21 protein-coding genes and 1 pseudogene are annotated in these 20,032 nt (G+C 63.5%); 16 read left to right on the forward strand and 6 right to left on the reverse strand.

The annotated features are described in order from the left end of the window. The first annotated feature begins 2 nt into the window (after nucleotides 1-2). Complete coding sequence (locus tag EOA79_RS09245) at nucleotides 3-575, forward strand: SIS domain-containing protein (RefSeq protein WP_066994501.1); 573 nt, start codon at nucleotides 3-5, stop codon at nucleotides 573-575. Beyond that, on the forward strand, nucleotides 568-1,200 hold the full coding sequence (locus tag EOA79_RS09250) for an HAD family hydrolase (RefSeq protein WP_095823237.1): 633 nt from the start codon (nucleotides 568-570) through the stop codon (nucleotides 1,198-1,200). The genes EOA79_RS09245 and EOA79_RS09250 overlap by 8 nt, the downstream gene beginning before the upstream one ends. A gap of 68 nt (nucleotides 1,201-1,268) precedes the next feature. On the opposite strand, the gene EOA79_RS09255 is transcribed toward EOA79_RS09250, so the two are convergent. Further along, the gene (locus tag EOA79_RS09255) at nucleotides 1,269-1,745 is read right to left on the reverse strand and encodes an Lrp/AsnC family transcriptional regulator (RefSeq protein ID WP_066994506.1); all 477 of its coding nucleotides are present in this window, start codon (nucleotides 1,743-1,745) and stop codon (nucleotides 1,269-1,271) included. Between the two features lie 220 nt (nucleotides 1,746-1,965). Here EOA79_RS09255 and trxB point away from each other — a divergent pair, with 220 nt between their 5' ends. Both trxB and EOA79_RS09265 read left to right on the forward strand, forming a co-directional pair. Then, nucleotides 1,966-2,940 (forward strand): thioredoxin-disulfide reductase, encoded by a 975-nt coding sequence (gene trxB / locus EOA79_RS09260; protein WP_067326669.1) that lies wholly within the window; start codon nucleotides 1,966-1,968, stop codon nucleotides 2,938-2,940. Nucleotides 2,941-3,012: 72 nt separating this feature from the next. After that, on the forward strand, nucleotides 3,013-3,909 hold the full coding sequence (locus EOA79_RS09265; protein WP_095777339.1) for a LysR family transcriptional regulator: 897 nt from the start codon (nucleotides 3,013-3,015) through the stop codon (nucleotides 3,907-3,909). Nucleotides 3,910-4,730: 821 nt separating this feature from the next. Here the strand turns inward: EOA79_RS09265 and EOA79_RS09270 are convergent. Beyond that, nucleotides 4,731-6,782 (reverse strand): elongation factor G, encoded by a 2,052-nt coding sequence (locus tag EOA79_RS09270; RefSeq protein ID WP_067326663.1) that lies wholly within the window; start codon nucleotides 6,780-6,782, stop codon nucleotides 4,731-4,733. A 274-nt stretch (nucleotides 6,783-7,056) separates the two neighbouring features. Between EOA79_RS09270 and EOA79_RS09275 the strand changes: the two genes are divergently transcribed. Further along, nucleotides 7,057-7,452 (forward strand): cupin domain-containing protein, encoded by a 396-nt coding sequence (locus EOA79_RS09275; RefSeq protein WP_066994518.1) that lies wholly within the window; start codon nucleotides 7,057-7,059, stop codon nucleotides 7,450-7,452. Nucleotides 7,453-7,516: 64 nt separating this feature from the next. Here the strand turns inward: EOA79_RS09275 and EOA79_RS09280 are convergent, their stop codons facing one another. After that, entirely contained in the window at nucleotides 7,517-8,719 is a 1,203-nt protein-coding gene (locus EOA79_RS09280; RefSeq protein ID WP_095823236.1) for a pyridoxal phosphate-dependent aminotransferase, read from the reverse strand. Between the two features lie 205 nt (nucleotides 8,720-8,924). Here EOA79_RS09280 and EOA79_RS09285 point away from each other — a divergent pair, with 205 nt between their 5' ends. From EOA79_RS09285 to EOA79_RS09295, 3 genes are all read left to right on the forward strand, one after another. Next, complete coding sequence (locus tag EOA79_RS09285) at nucleotides 8,925-9,824, forward strand: EAL domain-containing protein (protein ID WP_095823235.1); 900 nt, start codon at nucleotides 8,925-8,927, stop codon at nucleotides 9,822-9,824. Next, nucleotides 9,821-10,696, forward strand: coding sequence for an EAL domain-containing protein (locus EOA79_RS09290; RefSeq protein WP_095823234.1), 876 nt, complete (start codon nucleotides 9,821-9,823; stop codon nucleotides 10,694-10,696). The genes EOA79_RS09285 and EOA79_RS09290 overlap by 4 nt, the downstream gene beginning before the upstream one ends. A gap of 87 nt (nucleotides 10,697-10,783) precedes the next feature. Further along, nucleotides 10,784-11,392, forward strand: a complete 609-nt coding sequence (locus EOA79_RS09295) for a glutathione S-transferase family protein (RefSeq protein WP_095823233.1) — start codon at nucleotides 10,784-10,786, stop codon at nucleotides 11,390-11,392. Nucleotides 11,393-11,950: 558 nt separating this feature from the next. Here EOA79_RS09295 and EOA79_RS09300 read toward each other — a convergent pair. Beyond that, entirely contained in the window at nucleotides 11,951-12,163 is a 213-nt protein-coding gene (locus tag EOA79_RS09300; RefSeq protein WP_066994534.1) for a cold-shock protein, read from the reverse strand. A gap of 273 nt (nucleotides 12,164-12,436) precedes the next feature. Between EOA79_RS09300 and EOA79_RS09305 the strand changes: the two genes are divergently transcribed. Beyond that, complete coding sequence (locus EOA79_RS09305) at nucleotides 12,437-12,766, forward strand: hypothetical protein (protein ID WP_067327152.1); 330 nt, start codon at nucleotides 12,437-12,439, stop codon at nucleotides 12,764-12,766. 20 nt (nucleotides 12,767-12,786) lie between these two features. Here the strand turns inward: EOA79_RS09305 and EOA79_RS09310 are convergent, their stop codons facing one another. Next, nucleotides 12,787-13,356 carry a methylated-DNA--[protein]-cysteine S-methyltransferase gene (locus EOA79_RS09310; protein WP_066994936.1) on the reverse strand — a complete coding sequence of 190 codons (570 nt, stop codon included), beginning with the start codon at nucleotides 13,354-13,356 and terminating at the stop codon, nucleotides 12,787-12,789. A gap of 176 nt (nucleotides 13,357-13,532) precedes the next feature. On the opposite strand from EOA79_RS09310, the gene EOA79_RS09315 reads away from it, so the two are divergent. The 6 genes from EOA79_RS09315 (at nucleotide 13,533) to EOA79_RS09340 (ending at nucleotide 19,256) form a co-directional block, all read left to right on the forward strand. Then, nucleotides 13,533-14,510, forward strand: coding sequence for a lytic transglycosylase domain-containing protein (locus tag EOA79_RS09315; protein ID WP_095823232.1), 978 nt, complete (start codon nucleotides 13,533-13,535; stop codon nucleotides 14,508-14,510). A gap of 44 nt (nucleotides 14,511-14,554) precedes the next feature. Beyond that, nucleotides 14,555-15,052, forward strand: a complete 498-nt coding sequence (locus EOA79_RS09320) for an N-acetyltransferase (protein ID WP_095823231.1) — start codon at nucleotides 14,555-14,557, stop codon at nucleotides 15,050-15,052. Nucleotides 15,053-15,451: 399 nt separating this feature from the next. After that, nucleotides 15,452-16,720 (forward strand): ABC transporter substrate-binding protein, encoded by a 1,269-nt coding sequence (locus EOA79_RS09325; protein WP_095823230.1) that lies wholly within the window; start codon nucleotides 15,452-15,454, stop codon nucleotides 16,718-16,720. 5 nt (nucleotides 16,721-16,725) lie between these two features. Beyond that, nucleotides 16,726-17,664 carry a sugar ABC transporter permease gene (locus EOA79_RS09330; RefSeq protein ID WP_095823229.1) on the forward strand — a complete coding sequence of 313 codons (939 nt, stop codon included), beginning with the start codon at nucleotides 16,726-16,728 and terminating at the stop codon, nucleotides 17,662-17,664. A 1-nt stretch (nucleotide 17,665) separates the two neighbouring features. Continuing rightward, a complete protein-coding gene (locus EOA79_RS09335) occupies nucleotides 17,666-18,490 on the forward strand; it encodes a carbohydrate ABC transporter permease (protein WP_095823228.1) in 825 nt (274 codons plus the stop codon). A gap of 208 nt (nucleotides 18,491-18,698) precedes the next feature. Further along, nucleotides 18,699-19,256, forward strand: a complete 558-nt coding sequence (locus tag EOA79_RS09340; protein WP_095823227.1) for a DUF4142 domain-containing protein — start codon at nucleotides 18,699-18,701, stop codon at nucleotides 19,254-19,256. A 31-nt stretch (nucleotides 19,257-19,287) separates the two neighbouring features. Here EOA79_RS09340 and EOA79_RS09345 read toward each other — a convergent pair whose 3' ends face one another. After that, nucleotides 19,288-19,608, reverse strand: coding sequence for a DUF1476 domain-containing protein (locus EOA79_RS09345; protein WP_095823226.1), 321 nt, complete (start codon nucleotides 19,606-19,608; stop codon nucleotides 19,288-19,290). Between the two features lie 225 nt (nucleotides 19,609-19,833). Between EOA79_RS09345 and EOA79_RS09350 the strand changes: the two are divergent. Continuing rightward, nucleotides 19,834-20,032, forward strand: a pseudogene (locus EOA79_RS09350) (hypothetical protein); the annotation flags it as partial.

Here is a 20,032-nt window from a genome sequence, read left to right on the forward strand (position 1 = left end):
TCATGTCCGAGCTGAACGACTATCTGGTCCGCTCCGCGGCGGCGATCTCGGCAATGGTCGAGCGCGATCTCACCGGCGAGATGGAGCGCGCGGTGAGCGCGGTCGTGAAGGCGCTGTCACACGGCAAGGCGCTGCTGATCTGCGGCAATGGCGGCTCGGCGAGCGACGCCATCCACATCGCCGGCGAACTGGTCGGCCGGTTCCTTAAAGAGCGCAAGGCCTACAATGTCATCGCGCTGCCGGCCAATGCGGCGGTGCTGACCGCCTGGGGCAACGACTACGGCTTCGACACCGTCTTCTCACGCCAGGTAGAGGCGCATGGGTCGGAAGGCGCGGTATTGCTCGCCATCTCCACCAGCGGCAATTCGCCGAGCATCCTTGCCGCCGCCGAGCAGGCGCGGGCCATGGGCATGACGGTGATCAGCCTCACCGGCGACACCGGCGGCAAGCTCAAGCCGCTCACGGACATCTTGCTCAACGTGCCGTCGACCTCGACGCCGATCATCCAGCAGGGGCATCTCTGCCTCTATCACCACCTGTGCGAGGCGGTCGAAGCGCGTCTCAGCAATGGCTGACCGCGAAGGGGATTTTCCGCTCGTCGAGCCCGGCCTGTGGATCGAGCGGATTGGCGCCAAGGCGTTTCCGGCTGGCCTGCCGGCACTGTTTCTAGACCGTGACGGCACCATCAATATCGATACCGGCTATCCTGACGATCCGGACGCCATGGTGCTGCGCGACGGTATCGCGCCTGCCATAGAAGCCGCGAATCGGCGCGGCATTCCGGTCATCCTCATCACTAATCAGTCCGGTATCGCGCGCGGCTATTTTGGCTGGGATGCCTTCGCCCGGGTCAATCAGCGGGTGCTCGAACTGCTTGCCGAGAAGAACGCAGCCGTCGACATGGTGCTGGCCTGCGCCTACCACGAGGCCGGTTCGGGCCCGCTGGCGATGGCCGATCATCCGATGCGCAAGCCCAATCCGGGCATGCTGCTCGAGGCAGGGCGCCGCCTCGGCCTCGATCTCAAGCGATCGCTGATCGTCGGCGACAAGCCGGCCGACATGGAAGCAGGCCAGCGCGCCGGCCTCGAGCGCGGCTGGCTTGTCGATGGCGAAGCCACACCGATGGGCGGCTTTTCCGTTTTGCCGCTGCGCGATGTGCGGGACCTGGAAGGTCTGCTCACCGCGATACGATCGCAATGATCGCGGATTGATTCAAAATTGAGCGCCAAGCCGCTGTTTTTCCAGCGGCTTCATCGGAAGCCGGCGCATTAAGCCGGAAAGGCGACCAGCCCCTCATCCTTGACCCGGCGGATGGTCAGCGCGGTGCGCACCGTGTCGACATTGGGCGCCGAGGCGAGCTCCTCGATGACGAAGGTCTGGAAGGTGCCAAGGTCGCTTGCCACGCAATGCAGCAGGAAATCGGACTCGCCCGACACCATCCAGGCATCGCGAACGATCGGCCAGCCCCTCGTCCGCTCCGCAAAAGCCTTGAGCTCGGCGTCGGCCTGATGGTGCAGGCCGATCAGGCAGAAGGCGACGACATCCATGCCGAGCGCCGGCGCATTGAGGAGCGCACGGTAACCGCGGATGATGCCGGCCTCTTCCAGTCGCCTGACGCGGCGCAGGCAAGGCGGCGCCGAGATGCCGACGCGGCCGGACAACTCGACATTGGTCATACGACCGTCACTCTGCAGCTCTCGCAGGATCTTCCAGTCGATGGCGTCGAGATCGGCTTTGAGCGGCATGATCGGCTTTCGCGCAAGAATCTTTCGCGATTTTGTAATTTGGTTTCGCGCACGAGGCCACCCCTTTGCGATGATTTTTCTGCAACTGGCTGCGATATGGCCCTGTATACCGCTATGAAGCTTTCCGGGGACGAAGGCCAAGCTGCCTTGCTGGCTTGGCGGGCAGCACTTACATTACCGGCAACAAAACCACGGCCCTCGCGCCGCAGGGGACTTTTTCATGAACACCAAACACGCGCCCGTTCTCATCATCGGCTCCGGGCCGGCCGGCTACACCGCGGCGATCTATGCCGCCCGCGCCATGCTGAAGCCGATGCTTGTCGCCGGCCTGCAGCAGGGCGGTCAGTTGATGATCACCACCGACGTCGAAAACTATCCGGGCTTCGCCGATCCGATCCAGGGCCCCTGGCTGATGGAGCAGATGCTCAAGCAGGCCGAGCATGTCGGCACCGAGATCGTCAACGACATCATCACCGAGGTCGACCTCAATGTGCGGCCGTTTCGCGCCACCGGCGATTCCGGCACCGTCTACACCGCCGACGCTTTGATCATCGCCACCGGCGCGCAAGCCAAGTGGCTGGGTATCCCGTCCGAGCAGACGTTCATGGGCTTCGGCGTCTCGGCCTGCGCCACCTGCGACGGCTTCTTCTATCGCGGCAAGGATGTCGCCGTGGTCGGCGGCGGCAATTCGGCGGTGGAGGAGGCGCTCTACCTCGCCAACCTCGCCAGGAGCGTCACCGTCATTCACCGCCGCAACGATTTCCGCGCCGAGCGTATCCTGCGCGAGCGGCTGTTCAAGAAGGACAATGTCCGCATCATCTGGGATACCGTCGTCGACGAGATCACCGGGCAGCCGGGCAAGGCACCGCTGCCGCCTTCGGTCGACGGCTTGAAGCTGCGCAATGTGGTGACGGGCGAAGTGTCGCGGCTGCAGGTCGATGGCGTCTTTGTCGCGATCGGCCATGCGCCGGCGGTCGAGCTTTTCATCGGCAAGCTGAAGCAGAAGCCGAACGGCTATCTGTGGACGGCGCCCGATTCGACCCGTACCGACGTTCCCGGCGTTTTCGCCGCCGGCGACGTCACCGACGATGTCTACCGGCAAGCGGTTACAGCTGCCGGGCTCGGTTGCATGGCCGCGCTCGAGGCGGAGAAATATCTGGCGGGGATCGAGGTTCACCGCGAAGCGGCGGAATAATCGATCGGCTGAAAAAAGCCGTTTAAAAGCCTGATTTTTCATTCAGACGCCAAGGGCAACACGAGGGGAATCATGGCGCTGGACTGGGACAAGCTACGCGTGTTTCACGCTGCGGCGGAGGCTGGGTCGTTTACCCATGCCGCCGAAACGCTGCATCTGTCGCAGTCGGCGATCTCGCGGCAGGTCAGCGCACTGGAGCATGACGTCGGCGTGGCGCTGTTCCATCGCCACGCGCGTGGCCTCGTGTTGACCGAGCAGGGCGAGATGCTGTTCCGCACGGCACATGACGTGCTGATGAAGCTGGAGACGATCAAGTCGCGGCTGACCGAGACCAAGGATCGCCCGTCCGGCGTGCTGAGGGTCACGACAACGGTGGGGCTCGGGGCCGGCTGGCTGACCGAGCGCGTGCAGGAATTCATCGAGCTCTACCCCGAGATCAGCCTGCAGCTCATCCTCGCCAACGAGGAACTCGACCTCACCATGCGTCAGGCCGATTGCGCCATCCGCCTACGCCAGCCGCAGCAGCCGGATCTTATCCAGCGCCGGCTGTTCACGGTGCATTTCCACCTTTATGCGTCGCCTTCCTATGTGGCGAAGTTCGGCAAGCCCGCCTCGATCGCCGAGCTCAGGAACCACCGGATCGTCACCTTCGGCGTGCCGGTGCCCTCGCATCTGTCGGAGCTGAACTGGCTGGAGACGGTCGGCGATTTCGAGGGCGGGCAAAGGGTGCCGACGCTGCAGATCAACGACATCCTGTCTATCAAGCGCGCGGTCCAGGGCGGCGCCGGCATCGCCATGCTGCCCGACTACGTCATCAACAAGGACTCGAACCTCGTCCAGTTGCTGCCCGAAACCGAGGTGCCGTCCTTCGACACCTATTTCGCCTATCCCGACGCGATGAAGAACCAGGCGAAGCTGCACGTGTTCCGCGATTTCATCATCGCCAAGGCGCGCAGTTGGTCCTACTAGCAGGACCTGCCGATATTCGGGTGGTGCCGGCCTGACCTGGCCCACGACAGGGACTTAAGCGCGCCATGGCGTGGGGCAGCCAGCCGGAGACAGCGCGCCCGGGGCGGAGACAAAGAACAAGGCGCTGCCGGCATTTGCCGAAAAAGTTCGCATCGGGCTCTCCTGCCGCAGAAATAAACGCGACCAGCCCAAGTTCGCATCATTGTGAATTTAGCGTATTTCGGCACCGGAATCTGACCCGGTTTGCATATCAGCGATCGCTTTCAGTCCGGAACGGCTCTGGATTCGGCGATTTTTTCTGGTCCTATCGGTTCTCGCGACGGATTAGACCACAGCCTACCTCTTTTTGCATGCGTGTGTTGCAAAATAGATGCTTGTTTCTTGAGCATGATGAGCACATATATAGTTCATCTCCAGGGCGCGTTCTCCTCCCATTAGCGCCCTCGAGTGTTCCCCTCTGGAGGTTAGCCCTAATCGGCACTTCCAATCAAACTCAGCCGGATCTTTATTGATCCGGCTTTTTTGTTGCGCCGAAGTCACGCCGACACCAGAAATGCGTGCGCGCGGCCCGCGTAACAGTGACATGTAACATCGGGTAACATGTCGCAGACGCACTCTATCGATTAGGTAGATCATAGGACGCGGTTGGTCGGTCCGGGAGATGGGGGCATCACTCGGACAGGCCGGGCTCAGGCAGCTACCGCGTCCGATCCATTTCCTGATGCGGCGGACCTGCCGTTGCCTCCCAAGGAAGACAGTCCGCAATAAGAACGGCGCCCGGACGATCCGGGCGCCGTTTTCGCGTCTTCAACAAGATCCGATCAGGCGGCCTTGCCGTTGGCGTTCATCGCCTCGTCGGCGAGGCGCCCGGTCAGCTCGGCCATATGGTCGAAGACGGCCTTGTAGCTGGCGACGCCTGCCGTCGCCGAGCGCAGCTCGATGATCAGGTCGCCGATCTCGGCCTGGGGCATGGTCGCTTCGACCACGTCCCAGCCCGGCCAGCCGGGCCGCGCGTCATAGCCAAGGATCTGGCCGCGCCGCTGCGGGATCAAAGCGATAATCCTCGAGGTCGCATCTGAAGGCGTGACGATCTCGACCTTCATGATCGGTTCCAGCAGAACCGGCGAACAGGCCGCCATGCCTTCCTTCATCGCCAGCTTGGCCGCCATCTGGAAGGCCATGTCGGACGAGTCGACGGCATGATAGGAGCCGTCCGAAAGGTTGACGGCGACATCGACCACCGGGAAGCCGAGCGGACCGGATTTCAGATAGTCGCGGATGCCGGTCTCCACCGACTGGATGTAGGTTTTTGGCACGACGCCGCCGGTGATGGTGTCGGTGAACTGGAAACCCGTGCCGCGCGGCAGCGGCTTGATCTCGATCACCACGTCGCCGAACTGGCCGTGGCCGCCCGACTGTTTCTTGTGGCGGCCGCGCTGCTGCGCGGATTTGCGGATCGTCTCGCGATAAGGCACCGCCGGCGAATGGCCATCGATCGGGATCTGGTTCTTGCCCTCCAGCCGCTCGCGCACGACGCGCAGGTGCATTTCGCCATGGCCCGACAATACGGTCTCCGCGGAATCCTGGTTGTGGTGCAGGCTGAGCGAGGGGTCTTCCTCGGCTAACCTCTGGATCGCTGCCGACATCTTGACCTCGTCCTTGCGCTCCTTGGGGCGCAGAGCGAATGCGAACACCGGTTGCGGGGGCTCCAGGGCGATCAGCGGCTTGATGCCGCCCTTGGCCGAACTCAGCGTTTGGCCGGTCCTGACATTGTCGAGCTTGCCGAGCGCGACGGTATCGCCAGCCTTGGCCGACGGCAGCTTCAACTGGTCTTTGCCAAGCATCTTGTAGATGCCGGAGACCTTCGTCGTGTCGCCGCTGGAGAGGAAGAGTTCGGCCGCGTCGGCCACCTGGCCGGAAAGCACACGCGAAATAGACAGTTTGCCGCCATGCGCGGTGTGGATGGTCTTCATCACCTGCACGACCGTCTGGCTGCCATCAGGCGCGCCAAGGCGCTTGCGCGTCGCCTCGACGTCAGGCGCGTCGTGGCGGATAGCTTTCAACAGGCGCAGCACACCGTTGCCCTTCTCGGCGGTACCGATCAGCACCGGCGTCACCGAGCCGGCGCGCAGGTCAGCGGCAAGGTCATCGAAGATCGCGTCCTTCGGGGGCTCGATCTCCTCCAGCAACTGCTCCATCAGCTGGTCGTCATGGTCGGCCAGCGTCTCCAGCATCGAGAACCGTGCCTCGAGCTCGCGCGCCTTGTCGTCGTCCGGAATCTCGGCGACCTGGCTTTCGGCATATTCGCGGTAGACATAGGCGCGCTCCAAGGCCAGATCGATCGAGCCGATGACGACACCATCCTTGCGCAATGGAATCTGGCGCAGCAGCAGCGGCGCCGAACTGGCCGGCTGCAGCATCTTTAGCGTCTCGCGCACGCCGGCGACCGCCTTGTCCACCTTGTTGAGGAACAGGATGCGCGGCACGCCGAGATCGTCGAGCTTGCGCATGATGAGCTGAAGCGCGGGTATCTTCTTTTCGTCCGCTTCGGCCACGACCACGGCGACATCGCAGGCGGCAAGCACCGGCTCCGCCTCGAAGGCGAACTCGATGGAACCGGGGCAATCGACGAAGGTGAACTGCTCGCCCATGAATTCCGTCGTGGCAAAGGTCGCCTCGACGCTCATGGCGTGGGCGCGGGCTTCTGGCGAATGATCGGAAACCGTGTTGCCCGATGAGACGGGATTCTGGCGGGGAATGGCGCCCGTGCGGGCGAGGATAGCTTCGAGAAGTGTCGTCTTACCGCTTGCGAAGGGACCGACTATGGCGATGCATTTCGGTCCCGTGCGTCGTCCTCCGGCGCGATTACCCATGGCTGACCTCCACTCAGGCGTTTCCCTGGGAGCGGCGGCCGGCCTGTTCAGCCGTCGCGGGCGGGGTTGTTGCTCACCACCTGCCAAGGCCATCGTCACACGGGTTCGCGGAGAGGGCAAGGAAAATAGGAAATGCGCCGGCTTTGGTTTTGTGCTCGGTTTCGAACAGCCCGGTGGCTCAAGCGCTCAAAGGCGATTGCGTCGGTCGCCATATAGCAAGAAACTGACCTCCCGCTGCGGCGGACCGGTCCCTAACGATTTGAGAGTTTCTACGATGAAGATCATTGCGTGCGGCAGCGTGCCGACGATCATCGCGCCTGAAAAGTATTTCACCGGCAAGGTGCTGCAGACGCCGATCATCGAGAAGGAGGCGCCGGCGCGGCTGAGGGCAACCCTGGTCAGTTTCGAACCGGGCGCCCGCACGCATTGGCACACGCACCCGCTCGGCCAGACGCTCTACGTCACGGCCGGCGCCGGGCTTGCGCAAACGTGGGGCGGGCCGATCGAGGTGATCAGGGCCGGCGACGTCATCTCCTTCGCGCCGGGCGAAAAGCACTGGCACGGCGCCGGGCCGAAGACCACGATGACGCATGTCGCCATGCAGGAAGCGCTGGACGGCGTCCATGCCGAGTGGCTCGAGGCGGTCTCCGACGAACAGTATGGCGGCTGATTGCCGTCCAACAATACCCGGCACCCGGCGCGAAGCCGGGTTTTGTGGATGGCGGCGTTGCCGATCAGGTCAGCGACGCAGTGAAGCGCTGGATGCGGGTGCAGGCTTCCTCCAGCAGCGCCTCCGATGTTGCGTAGGAGATGCGGAAGTTCGGGCCGAGGCCGAAGGCCGATCCGAACACAACGGCAACGCCTTCGGCGTCGAGCAGCTCCGAGCAGAAGACTTCGTCATTGTCGATGACCTTGCCGGCCTTCGTCTTCTTGCCGATCAGCTCAGCGCAGGACGGATAGACGTAGAAGGCGCCTTCCGGCGATGGGCAAGAGATGCCGCGCGCCTGGTTGAGCATCGACACGACGAGGTCGCGCCGCCCCTGGAAGATCGCCCTGTTCTTGGCGATGAAGTCCTGCGGGCCGTTGAGCGCCTCGACGGACGCCCATTGCGCGATGGTGCAGGCGCCGGAAGTCTGCTGGCCCTGGATCATGTCCATTGCCTTGATCAGCGGCACCGGGCCGGCGGCGTAGCCGATACGCCAGCCGGTCATGGCATAGGCCTTCGACACGCCGTTCATGGTTAGCGTGCGCTCGTAGAGGCTCGGTTCGACCTCGGCGATGGTCTTGAAGACGAAGTCGCCATAGGTCAGGTGCTCATACATGTCGTCGGTCAGCGTCCAGACATGCGGGTGCTTGAGCAGCACGTCGGCCAGGGCCCTGAGTTCACGCTCGGTGTAAGCGGCGCCCGATGGGTTGGACGGCGAGTTCATCAGCAGCCATTTCGTCTTCGGCGTGATCGCCCTTTCCAGCACCTCAGCCGTCAGCTTGAAGCCGTTGTCGATCGAGGTGTCGGCAAAGACGGACGTGCCGCCGCAGATCGCCACCATTTCCGGGTAGCTCACCCAATAGGGGCGCGGGATGATGACCTCGTCGCCGGGGTTCAGCGTCGCCATGAAGGCGTTGAACAGGATCTGCTTGCCGCCGGTGCCGACGATGGTCTGCTCCGGTCGGTAGTCGAGATTGTTCTCGCGCTTGAATTTTTTCGCGATCGCCTCGCGCAGCGGCGCGATGCCGGAGACCGGCGGGTACTTGGTCTCGCCACGCCGGATCGCCTCGATCGCCGCGTTCTTGATGTTATCGGGCGTGTCGAAGTCCGGCTCGCCGGCGCCGAGGCCGATGACGTCACGGCCGGCATTTTTCAGCTCACGCGCTTTCTGCGTCACCGCGATGGTCGCGGAAGGCTTCACGCGGGAAAGGGCGTCGGCAAGAAAGGCCATGACAGAGCGTCTCCAAGAGAAGGGCGCGGCCAGGAGCGGCCGCGGCGCCTCTCATGTCGCATCATCGGGCCAAGCGCAAGCATTGTCGGGTGATCCAGAGGTCAAGGTGGCGTGAGCGGCAACTATAAATTCATCAACGAGCGGTAAACCCTTGGCTGGCAGGATGGCAGATCGAATTCCGCTTATTCTGCGGAGCGAGGGACCTTTGTCGCGCAGCATCGGGCTTGCCCATATCATCCGTCATGATGACGGCACCTCAAGCGGTGTCTGGGGAATCTACACGCTGCAGAGCGCCTTCCAGCCAATCTTCGCCTTCGATGGAGGCAAGCTTTCGCTCGTCGCCTTCGAGGGGCTTATCCGCCCGTTCCGCGACGGTGAGCCGCAATCGCCGATGAGCTTCTTCGGCACTTGCCCCGCAGGCGACCGGCTGCATATCGAGGCGCTGACCAGGACGCTGCATCTGCTCAACGCCGGCGGCTGTCTGCCGCAAGAGGCGTCGATTTTCGTCAATTTCGATCCGTCGGTGTTCACCGACCGCGCCATCGTCGACAAGGCGCTGCGCGACATGCGGCTGGTGCTGCACGAGGCCGGCATCGACCCGCGCCGTATCGTGTGCGAGGTCACCGAGCAGAAATCGGCTTCGCAGGAAACGCTCTACAGCTTCGTCGAGGCGCTGCGCGCCAACGGGTTCCGCATCGCCGTCGACGATTACGGCGCCGACGAATCCGACATCAACCGCATCAAGGAATTGCGGCCGGACATCGTCAAGTTCGACGCCAACTGGATCACGCAGCTGATGGAGTCCGGAGCCGGATTCGCGCTGCTGACGACGATGGTGACGAGCTTCGAAAGTCAGGGCATCCGCACGGTTTTCGAAGGCATCGAGGAAGGCTGGCAGCTCGAGCTCGCCGAGAAATCCGGGGCGTCGATGGTGCAAGGCTATGTGCTTGCCCGGCCGGAGCTGGCCTCGACCAGTCTTCGCGTCTTCGGCAAGAGCGTGCAGGCGCCCGCGGCCGGGGAGGGCAAAACGATCGCGGCCGCCAGTCCCGCTCCGGTGGCGTCAGCTCGCCCGACCAAGGCGTTTGGGCGCAAGGTGACGCCATGATCGGGCGGCCCGACAGGCAGCGCCCCGAAAGGCGGCGAAGTGTCGCCGAAGCGATCTTCGAAGACGAGATCGGCCTTCAATTCGGCGTCTATGGCGAGTTCCGGCTGTGGAGCGCCTACCAGCCGATCTTCGCGCCGCGTGGCAGATCGCTGCAACCCGTCGCCGTCGAGGCGCTGATCGAGCCGCGGCGCGTCGCGACGCCGGTTGCGCCGCAAGTTTTCTTCGACAGCGTTGCGGCAAAGGACCGTCTGTTCGTCGAGACGATGTGCCGGATGCTGCATCTCGGCAACTACCGCAACATCGGCGTCGATGGCCTTACCCTGTTCTTCAACTACAATCCGATGATCAACGATCATCTCGGACGGGCGCTCGCCGAGATCCGGCTGATGGCCAGGCATCTCGGCGATTTCGGCCTCGAGCCGGCCATGCTGGTCTGCGAGATCACCGAGCAGGCAGCCGACGAGCATGTGCTCGCCCGCCTCGTGCGCGAGATGAGGCGTGGCGGTGTCCGCATCGCCATCGATGACTTCGGCACCGGACATTCGACCGAAGCGCGCATCGGCCTGCTGTCGCCCGACATCGTCAAGATCGACGGCGGCTGGTTCGCCGAGTTCTGCCGCCATGCCGCCGCCGAGCGGTTCTTCCGGCCGCTGGTTTCGACGCTGCACGACCGCGGCGCCAAGGTGCTGGTCGAGGGCATCGAGCATGCCACGCATCTGCGCGTCGCGCTCGATGGCGGCGTCGACCTCCTGCAAGGATATCACCTCGCCCGCCCGGCGCTCGCCGGCACCATCTTCAACGAAGAGCCGCTGGCGATCGATGCGCTGCTCGGCATGGACAACAAGGTAGTGCCTTTGCATCAGCGCCGCTGATGCTTTCACTCAAAAACAAATCACTGGATGAACTCCGCACAGGCGAGTTAGAGGCTGCCAATCGTTCGTCGCGCGCGGAGAGGGGCCATGATCCTTTATGACATGATTGACAGCGGCAATTGCTACAAGCCGCGTCTGTTGATGGCAAAGCTCGGCATTCCCTTCACCCGCATCGAAGTGAGCTCGCACACCGGCGAGACGCGCAAGGCCGACTATGTCGCCAAGAACCCCAACGCGATGGTGCCGCTGCTCGAGCTCGACGACGGCCGACGCATCGCTGAATCCAACGCCATTCTGCTCTATCTCGCCGAAGGCACGCGCTTCCTGCCGGCCGACAGATATGAGCGGGCGCTGGCGTATCAGTGGCTGTTCTTCGAGCAGTACAGCCACGAGCCCTATATCGCGGTGCGCAAGGCGCTGCTCACATTTCCCGAGAGGGCGAAGGATGCGACGCCGGAACGGTTGGCGCTGACCTTGGAGCGCGGCAACAAGGCGCTCGGCGTGATGAACAAGCATCTGGAGCAGAACGCCTTTTTTGCCGGCGCCAGCTACAGCGTCGCCGACATTGCGCTCTATGCCTACACTCACACCGCCGAGATGGGCGGTTTCCAGCTCGACGCCTATCCGGCCGTGGTGGAGTGGCTGAAGCGGGTCGAGACGGACAAGGGGCGCGTGCCGATCGAGTGGGTGGGGTAGTCTGTTTCTATGCCGCAGCATTTTGCAGCCGCCGAATGCTGGCTATTTGATGAGACGATCGTATTCGGCATGGGGTGCCGATCCAGATCCAGTCGAAGCATCAGCGCTTTCGAGGGCCAAGGCCCGATAAGTGTCGTCTATCCTCGCCGACCAAAGCTCTCCCACCTTTTGAAATGGAGGGATGGATGTCGCGGATTGGTCTCATCGAAGTGAAGTTCTTGTCGGCCGGTACGGCGAACGGCCTTTGGTCACGCAGTTTGCCGGCAGCAAAGTGGGACCACAAGCGCGGGCGGCGGCTTGCCAATTCAGGCAACAAAAAAGGCGGGACAATGCCCGCCTTCCTATGCCGGTAGCCTGATCGGAAGCGTTGGGGCCGGGCCGGCAGCTATCTGCTGTTCCAGCTTGTCGGGTCCTTTCGCTCCGGCGCGCTTATCGCACGACCGTCAGTACATCCGTGACTTGCCGCCCGCTCCAGGCTCTCGCCCGGTGCGCGTCGCTAACTAGGCGCATTGTGCAATGCCAGGCGATCACGCCCGGCTGCAAAATGCCAGCGCCAAATCAGGCTGCCTTGCTCAGAGACCCAGCAGCGGACTTGCCGGTGCGGCGGTCCTGCTCGATCTCGAAGCTGATCTTCTGGCCTTCAACGAGGGTGGTCATGCCAGCGCGCTCGACGGCGGAGATGTGGACGAAAACGTCCGCGCCGCCATTGTCGGGCTGGATGAAGCCGTAGCCCTTGGTGGCGTTGAACCACTTAACCGTACCAGTTGCCATGTAGAGTCCTTCACATTTGCTTCGTTTGACCGGACCAAAGCCCGGCCGGTGGTATCGAAATTTTGGAGATAGACGTCAGCAAACGCGAAGATCGCGGCCCGATCGATCGGCCAAATTCAATGCGCCGGATATAGTATGGTTCGCGAACGAAAACAAGATGGCGTTACCGGCATGTGCCGCGATAGCGTCCAACGGAGCCCACTGCGCTTGGAAGGTTTGCAGCCGGGGATGCGTTGTGGAGGGAAGATGCGCTTGCTGTTGCGGGAGAAGATCATGAGGACAATTCTGCTTGCCGCCTGCCTGATGTTGGTGGCCGCCGAGGCGCAGGCCGTCTCGCGCTACGACCCGACGCGCATGAGCTGCGACCGCGTGCGGGCGACGATCGCCAGGCAGGGCGCGGTCATCCTGCGCTATCAGTCGACGCGCGTGCCGGGACTGCCGCTTTATGACCGCTATGTGCGGGACGAGCGCTTCTGCAACATGGGCGAGGTGAGAGCGCGGGCCTATGTGCCGAGCGCCGATACTAAATCCTGCCCCGTCTATATCTGCAAACGGCCGGACTTCGACCGGCATTTCCGACGGCGGATCTTCCCACGCCATTAGAGTCCTTTCGGCAAGCTGTGTCAGAACGCGAATGATGCCTGAGCGGCCGGCGGCGGACCGACCCGCACGCCTTCCATGGCCAGCATCTTCTCCTTGGTGGCCGAGCCGCCAGTAGCCGAGAAGCCGCCGATCTTGCCCCCCGCGGCAAGGATGCGGTGGCAGGGAATGACCAGCGGCACCGGATTGGCGCCGAGGGCTGCACCGGTTTCGCGGGCAAGCCCGGCATGGCCGGCCCGCTTGGCCAGTTCGCCATAGGTGGTGGTCTCGCCGAAGCCGAGCTTGCGCGCAGCGTCATAGATGGCGAGGCGGAAATCGTCGACGCCGTCGAGATCGACCGGCACGCCGGAGAAATCGACATCCTCCCCGGCCGCATAGGCCTTGATCGAGGCGATCAGTTCGACCACCCATTGCGGCTGTTCGGTGGAGGTAGAGACGCCGGCATGGCGAAACAGGCGGCGCTCGACCGCTTCGCGGCTACGCTCGGGCAGGCAGAGCCGGATCAGGCCCTTTTCGCTCCAGGCGATGCCCATGAAGCCGATCACTGTTTCTAACACTGCGTGGCCGGCCGTGATCGGCAATGCGTTTTCCATGGGTGCGCTCCTTTCCGCAAACTGCGAAAAACGGGTACATCTCCAGTACAGATGGGGAACAATATCGCAGTTTGCTTCGAGTCTCGCCACCCGAAAGCTGCACACTGGCCCTGATTGCCCGGTTGGAATCGCTGGTGTAAGGACTTTTCAACAACGGACAATCGGACCTGCAGGGCTTGGCAGCGAAAATCATCTTCACCGCGATCGGCGTGCTCGTTGCCGCTGCCGGCCTCAGCGGCTGTACCTCGACCTCACAGATGAAACCCTCGCCGGCGCTTGCGGCGGCATCGACGCCGGCCGCCGAGGACGACACACCGACCATCGCGCTGCCCGAAACCGTTGCTGTGCTGCCGGAGCCTTCCGGCCTCGCTCAGGTGCAAACGGCGGCGCTGACCGGCGATGCCGTGGCCCTGGCGACGGCACCTGGGGCGACGGCGCCTGGCGCGACGACGGCTGGTGCGCCGTTGCCGCCGCCGGCGCAACCCGGCGCCGCCCTTCCGCCGCCGGCGCAACCTGCCGCGTTCGCCGGCTCGACACCCGTCGCCGGGCAGTTTCCGCCGCCGCCGGTGCTGCTGGCCGGCGCATCGCCGACCGGCCCCGGTGCGCTCAAGCAGGCCGCCGCCTACAAGAGCGCCGCTGTTGCCATGCCGGTCACCGGCCAATCAGCGAAGGTGGCTCCCATGCCGGGCGTGCAGCAGGTCGCCTATGTGATGCCGCAGAACCCGGCGCTGCTTGCCCAACCGGGCCAGCCCGAACAGCATGCCACAGGTCCGCGCGCCGAGATCGAGCGGCTGATCGAGAAATATTCGGCGATCTACGAAGTGCCGGTCGATCTGGTGCGCCATGTCGTCAACCGCGAGAGCACCTTCAATCCGAAGGCCTATAATCACGGTCATTGGGGACTGATGCAGATCAAGCACGCGACCGCACGCGGCATGGGCTATGACGGGCCGGCAGCCGGCCTGTTCGACGCCGAAACCAATCTCAAATACGCTGTCAAATACCTGCGCGGCGCCTGGCTGGTCTCGGGCGGTAATGCCAAGCGGGCCGACCAGCTCTATCAGACGGGCTATTATTACGACGCCAAGCGCAAGGGCCTGCTCGATCAAACGGGTCTCGGCGTCGACCGCCGCCGCCTGCAGCCAGGCGCCTGAGCGCCGGCAACGAGGCGCGTCCCATCGGTCTTTGGGGCAGTTGCATGCGTGACACTGACAGCCGCCGGCCGCCGACCCCAAACGATGTCCGCCTTCGCAAGCTTCTCGATGATGCGCTGACCGCGCCGCATTGGCCGGAAGGCTTCGTCATGCGCCCGTTCGAGCACAGGGATGCGCAGGCCCTGCACGCGCTGCTGGAAGAGGCATTCGACGACGGCGCCGAAGGTCCGTTCGACGAATGGTGGCCGCGCATCTCAGACGATGCCGAGTTCGATCCGGACCTCTGTTTCCTCGTCATCGACGGCAAGGGGCTGCTGGCGGGCGCCGCGCTTTGCTGGGCGTCGGGCTTCGTCAAGGATCTGGCGGTTCATCCGGACTCGCGAAGGCACGGCATCGGCGAGGCGCTGATGCGGCACGTGTTCCTGACTTTCCGCGACAGGGGTGCAGCCCATGTCGACCTCAAGACCAACACGGTGAAGAACCCCGCCGCCTTCAGGCTTTACGAGCGGCTCGACATGCTCCCAGTGGCGTGGGAAGGGTAACGCTTCGCGGCATTTGCCTGCGGCGGCACAACCGAATGCGGGGCGCATTGTGAACCGCTTCACACAAGCTGACGTTAGGGCATGCTAATGCGTCGTGGTGCAGGGCGGCCGATCGGCGGATCGACGCTGGCAAGGCGTCGGAGGGGCTGTGCCGGCATGCGTCAGCCACTCCAAGGCGGGCTCCGGGGCGGCGGGTTTCGGAGCCCGCCCGCTTTGGGCGTGCGGCCAATCGCGAGATCTCCCTTAACCGAGTGACTCGGGTCAGTCCCCTCGCGGCCCGTCCCCGATGGCCATGTCGGGAACCCCGAAGCGTCGCTCCGCATTCAATGCGGGCGGAGGGTCATCATCAGCCGACGCGGCAAGGTCCGCGTGGACGGTTCCGAGGCGAGGCCCACCAGCATGAAATTTTACCGCGCATTCCTCGCACTTGCCGTCGGCGCGATGCTCGCGGTGGCGCCGGCTCGCGCGGTCGAGCTGTCGATCGTGTCGGGCGACACGGGCAACGGCATCAAGGTCTTGCGCGAGATACTCGACCGCTACCAGAAGCGGAGCGGCAACAAGGTCGACATCGTGGTGATACCGCCGTCGGGCACCGACCAGTTCGGTCAGTTCAGATTGTGGCTCGCGGCGGGAAACAGCGACATCGACGTCTACCAGACCGACGTGATCTGGGCGCCGCAGCTTGCCAGCCAACTCGTCGATCTCACTGCGGCGACCAGGGATATCGTGGCCGAGCACTTCCCGTCGATCATCCAGTCGCAGACCGTGAACGGAAAGCTGGTGGCGCTGCCGATCTTCACCGACGCGCCGGCACTCTATTACCGCAAGGATCTGCTCGACAAATATGGCGCCAAGGTGCCGACCACCTGGCAGGAACTGGCCGACACCGCCAAGCTCGTCATGGACAAGGAGCGCACCGCCGGCAACAAGGACCTGTGGGGTTTCGTCTTCCAGGGCAACGCCTATGAGGGGCTGACCTGCGACGCGCTCGAATGGGTGAGGTCGAATGGCGGCGGCCAGATCATCGAGCCCAACGGCACGGTCTCCATCAACAATCGACAAGCCGCGGCCGCGCTCGACATGGTCAAGGGCTGGATCGGCACCATTGCGCCGCCGGGCGTGCTCGCTTACCAGGAAGAGGAATCGCGCGGCGTCTGGCAGACCGGCAATGCCGTCTTCATGCGCAACTGGCCCTATGCCTATGCGCTCGGCAACAGCGAGACCTCACCGATCAAGGGCAAGTTCGATGTGGCGCCGCTGCCGGCAGGAACCGGCGAAGACGCCCGGCCGACGGCAACGCTCGGCGGCTGGAACCTCGCGGTTTCCAAATATTCCAAGCACCAGGACGCGGCGATCGATCTGGTGAAGTTCATCGCCTCGCCCGAGATGCAGAAGTATCGGACGCTGAGGACGTCCAACCTGCCCACCATCAAAGCGCTCTATGACGATCCCGATATCGCCAGGGAACAGCCGATCGTCCCGCGATGGAAGCAGATATTTCTGAACGCGGCGCCGCGCCCTTCGGCGGTCGCCAAAATCAAGTACAACGAAGCCTCGAGCCAGTTTTGGACGGCCGTCCACAATACCATGTCGGGCGACGGCAGCGCCGCCGACAATCTGGCCGATCTGGAAGCCAGGCTGACCAGGCTGAAGGGCAAGGGCTGGTGAGGGCGATGCCTGTGAGCCGCTCGCGCCTGATGCGGCAACGCGTGCGCTCGGCCTGGCTGTTTCTGGCGCCGATGCTTCTGGTCCTTGCCGCCGTCGCCGGCTGGCCGCTCCTGCGCACTTTCTACTACAGCTTCACCGACGCCTCGCTGGCCGATCTCGACGCTCGCCAATGGATCGGCTTCGACAATTATTTCTCGGTGCTCAGCATGCCGAGCGGCCGCGTGCTCTATGACGGGCTGCTCGCCGATCCGGTCTGGTGGCGCGCCGTCTGGAACACGCTGCTCTTCGCCGTAGTCTCGGTGGGCTGTGAAACGGTCCTCGGCATGATCGTGGCGCTCGTTCTCAACGCCGACTTCAGAGGCCGCGGCATCGTCAGGGCGGCGATCCTCATTCCATGGGCGATCCCGACCATCGTCTCGGCCAAGATGTGGCAGTGGATGCTCAACGACCAGTTCGGCATCATCAATGCGGTGCTGCTCAAACTTGGCCTGATCGACGCGAAAATCGCCTGGACCGCGAGCACCGACACGGCGATGATCGCGGTGCTGATCGTCGACATCTGGAAGACGACACCGTTCATGGCGCTGCTTTTCCTGGCCGCGCTGCAGATGCTGCCGCGCGATGTTATCGAGGTCGCCAGGCTCGACGGCGCCAATCCGTGGCAGATCTTCTGGAAGGTGACCTTGCCGCTCATCCGCCCGGCGGTCATGGTTGCGGTGATCTTCCGCGCGCTCGACGCGCTGCGCATCTTCGACCTGATCTACGTGCTGACGCCCAACAATGTGCACACCAAATCGATGTCGGTGTTCGTGCGCGAGAACCTGTTCGAGTTCGACAAGTTCGCCTATGGCTCGGCCGCCTCGACGCTGCTTTTCCTGATCGTCGCGCTGCTCACCATTTCCTACATCCGCATCGGCCGGATAGAGCTGGAAGGAGGCCGCTGAGATGGCGATGTTGAAGCGTTTAGGCTTCTTCCTCCTGGTGGGGGCAATCGTCTTCGTCGCGGTGTTTCCGCTCTATTACGCCGTCGTCACCAGCCTGAAATCCGGCACCGAGTTGTTCGAGGCGAGCCTTTGGCCGCAGGCGTTAAGCCTCGCCAACTACAGGAACGTGCTGGTCGAAGGTCCTTTCCTGCGCAATCTCTTGAATTCCTTGGTCGTCTCGGGCGCCGTCGTGCTCATCTCGCTGCTGCTCGGCGTGACATCCGCCTACGCGCTGGCACGCGTCCGGTTCCGCGGCCGTTCGGCGCTGATGCTTGCCATATTGTCGGTGTCGATGTTTCCGCAGGTCGCGGTGCTGGCCGGCCTGTTCGAGATCATCCGGGCCTTCGGCCTCTACAATTCGCTCATCGCACTGATCTTCTCCTACATGATCTTCACGCTGCCGTTCACCGTCTGGGTGCTCACCGCCTTCGTGCGCGACCTGCCGGTCGAAATCGAGGAAGCGGCGATCCTCGACGGCGCGACGCCATGGATCATCGTCACTCGCGTCTTTCTGCCGCTGATGTGGCCCGCATTGGCGACGACAGGGCTGCTCGCCTTCATCGGCGCATGGAACGAGTTCCTGTTTGCGCTGACCTTCACCTCCAACAACGCGCAGCGCACGGTGCCGGTGGCGATCGCGCTGCTTTCCGGCAACTCGCAGTTCGAGATCCCCTGGGGCAACATCATGGCCGCTTCGGTGATCGTCACGGTGCCGCTGGTGGTGCTGGTGCTGATCTTCCAACGCAAGATCGTTTCCGGCCTAACCGCCGGCGGCGTGAAGGGATAGGCCGTGCTGATGTTCAGGTGATGCCGGGCTGCGAATGGCGGTGTCCTGCGCTTCGGTGTTCACGTACTTCAAGCACGCTCCGGTATTCTCGGTACGACCATCCTCGGCTCGGCCTGACCCTGACTCAACACGGCCTCCTTCACGCCCTCAACGCAACCGGCAGCGCCATTTCGCGTTGGAAGTGCAAGGGGCTGATCGGAGATTCCAGATGAAAACGCTTCTGACCGCGGCCGCCATGGCGCTCCTTGCCGGCGCGCCGGCCACCCTTGCTCAGTCGAGCGACAGCAACGATGTCGCGCCAATGGCGACAGACAACAAGGTCGACACGCAGACTTTCGTCACCACCGTACCCAATGCCAACGAGTTCGAAATCCAGGCGAGCAGGCTGGCCGAGGAGAAGTCGCAGTCGGACGAAGTCAAGGCTTTTGCCGACGAGATGGTCAGGGACCACATCAAGGCCGGGGAGGATTTCAAGGCGGCGATGAGCCAGGGCCAGACGACGGCTTCTATCAAGCCTGCCGGCCCCGCTCTGGGGCCTAAGGAACAGCAGATGCTAGGCGAGCTGAAGCAGGCGAGCGGCACGGAGTTCGACCGGAAGTATATCAAGATGCAGATGGATGCGCACAGGGACGCGGTCGCGCTGTTCAGCACCTATGCCAATTCCGGCGACGACCCGGCGCTGAAGGAATTCGCCAAGAAGACTCTGCCGGTGCTGAAAATGCACGAGAAGCATGCGAAGGAACTGGCGGTGGCGCATCACGGGTGAGGGCGTGGTTTCTGCCCCCCGCAGCGGGTCCTCAGCTCGCCTTGATCTGCTCGACCGCCGTTGCCAGCAACTCGTCCATGGCCTGGCGAATCTGGGCATCCGACTGGACGACGCCCGCCGCGTCGAAGTCGGCACGGACCTTGCGGAACACGTCGTTGTCGCCCGCTTCCTCGAAATCCGCGCGCACCACCTCTTTCGCATAGGCGTCGGCATCCACGCCGGACTTGTCGAGCTTCTCGGCGGCCCACAGGCCGAGCAGCTTGTTCCGGCGCGCCACGGCCTTGAACTTCGTCTCCTCGTCCATTGCGAATTTCTTTTCGAAGCCTTCCTGACGGTCCCTCATGCTGCTCATGGTTTGCCTCGCTCAGACGTGAGTTCGACCGCCTCCGATGCATGCGAAGAGCGGCCTGGAGAAGCGAAAATGGGGAGCATGAAGGCCTGTAGCAAGGCCTGATCGTGCTGTGGACGCCGCGGACCCTAAATTCGTGCCATGCCGGGCTTACGCTCCGATGTGATTTGACCTGGCCGTGCCGTCGCCTACTTTCCACCCTGGCAGGAGGAGTGGAGGAGACGGGCGATGCAGTTACCGTTGAACCCCATGCAGGGCGTCGTGCTGGCGGCGGCGTTGATGTTTGGCACTGCCGCCTATGCCCATCACGGCTGGTCGTGGACGCAGGACGACTTCTTCGAGCTCAAGGGCAAGATCGCGGCGATCTATATCGGCAATCCGCATGCGACGCTGGACGTCGATGCGAAGGGGGAGGTGTGGCGGGGGG

It is taken from the genome of Mesorhizobium sp. M1A.F.Ca.IN.020.03.2.1, assembly GCF_004023205.1.
In the GTDB taxonomy this organism is placed as follows: domain Bacteria; phylum Pseudomonadota; class Alphaproteobacteria; order Rhizobiales; family Rhizobiaceae; genus Mesorhizobium.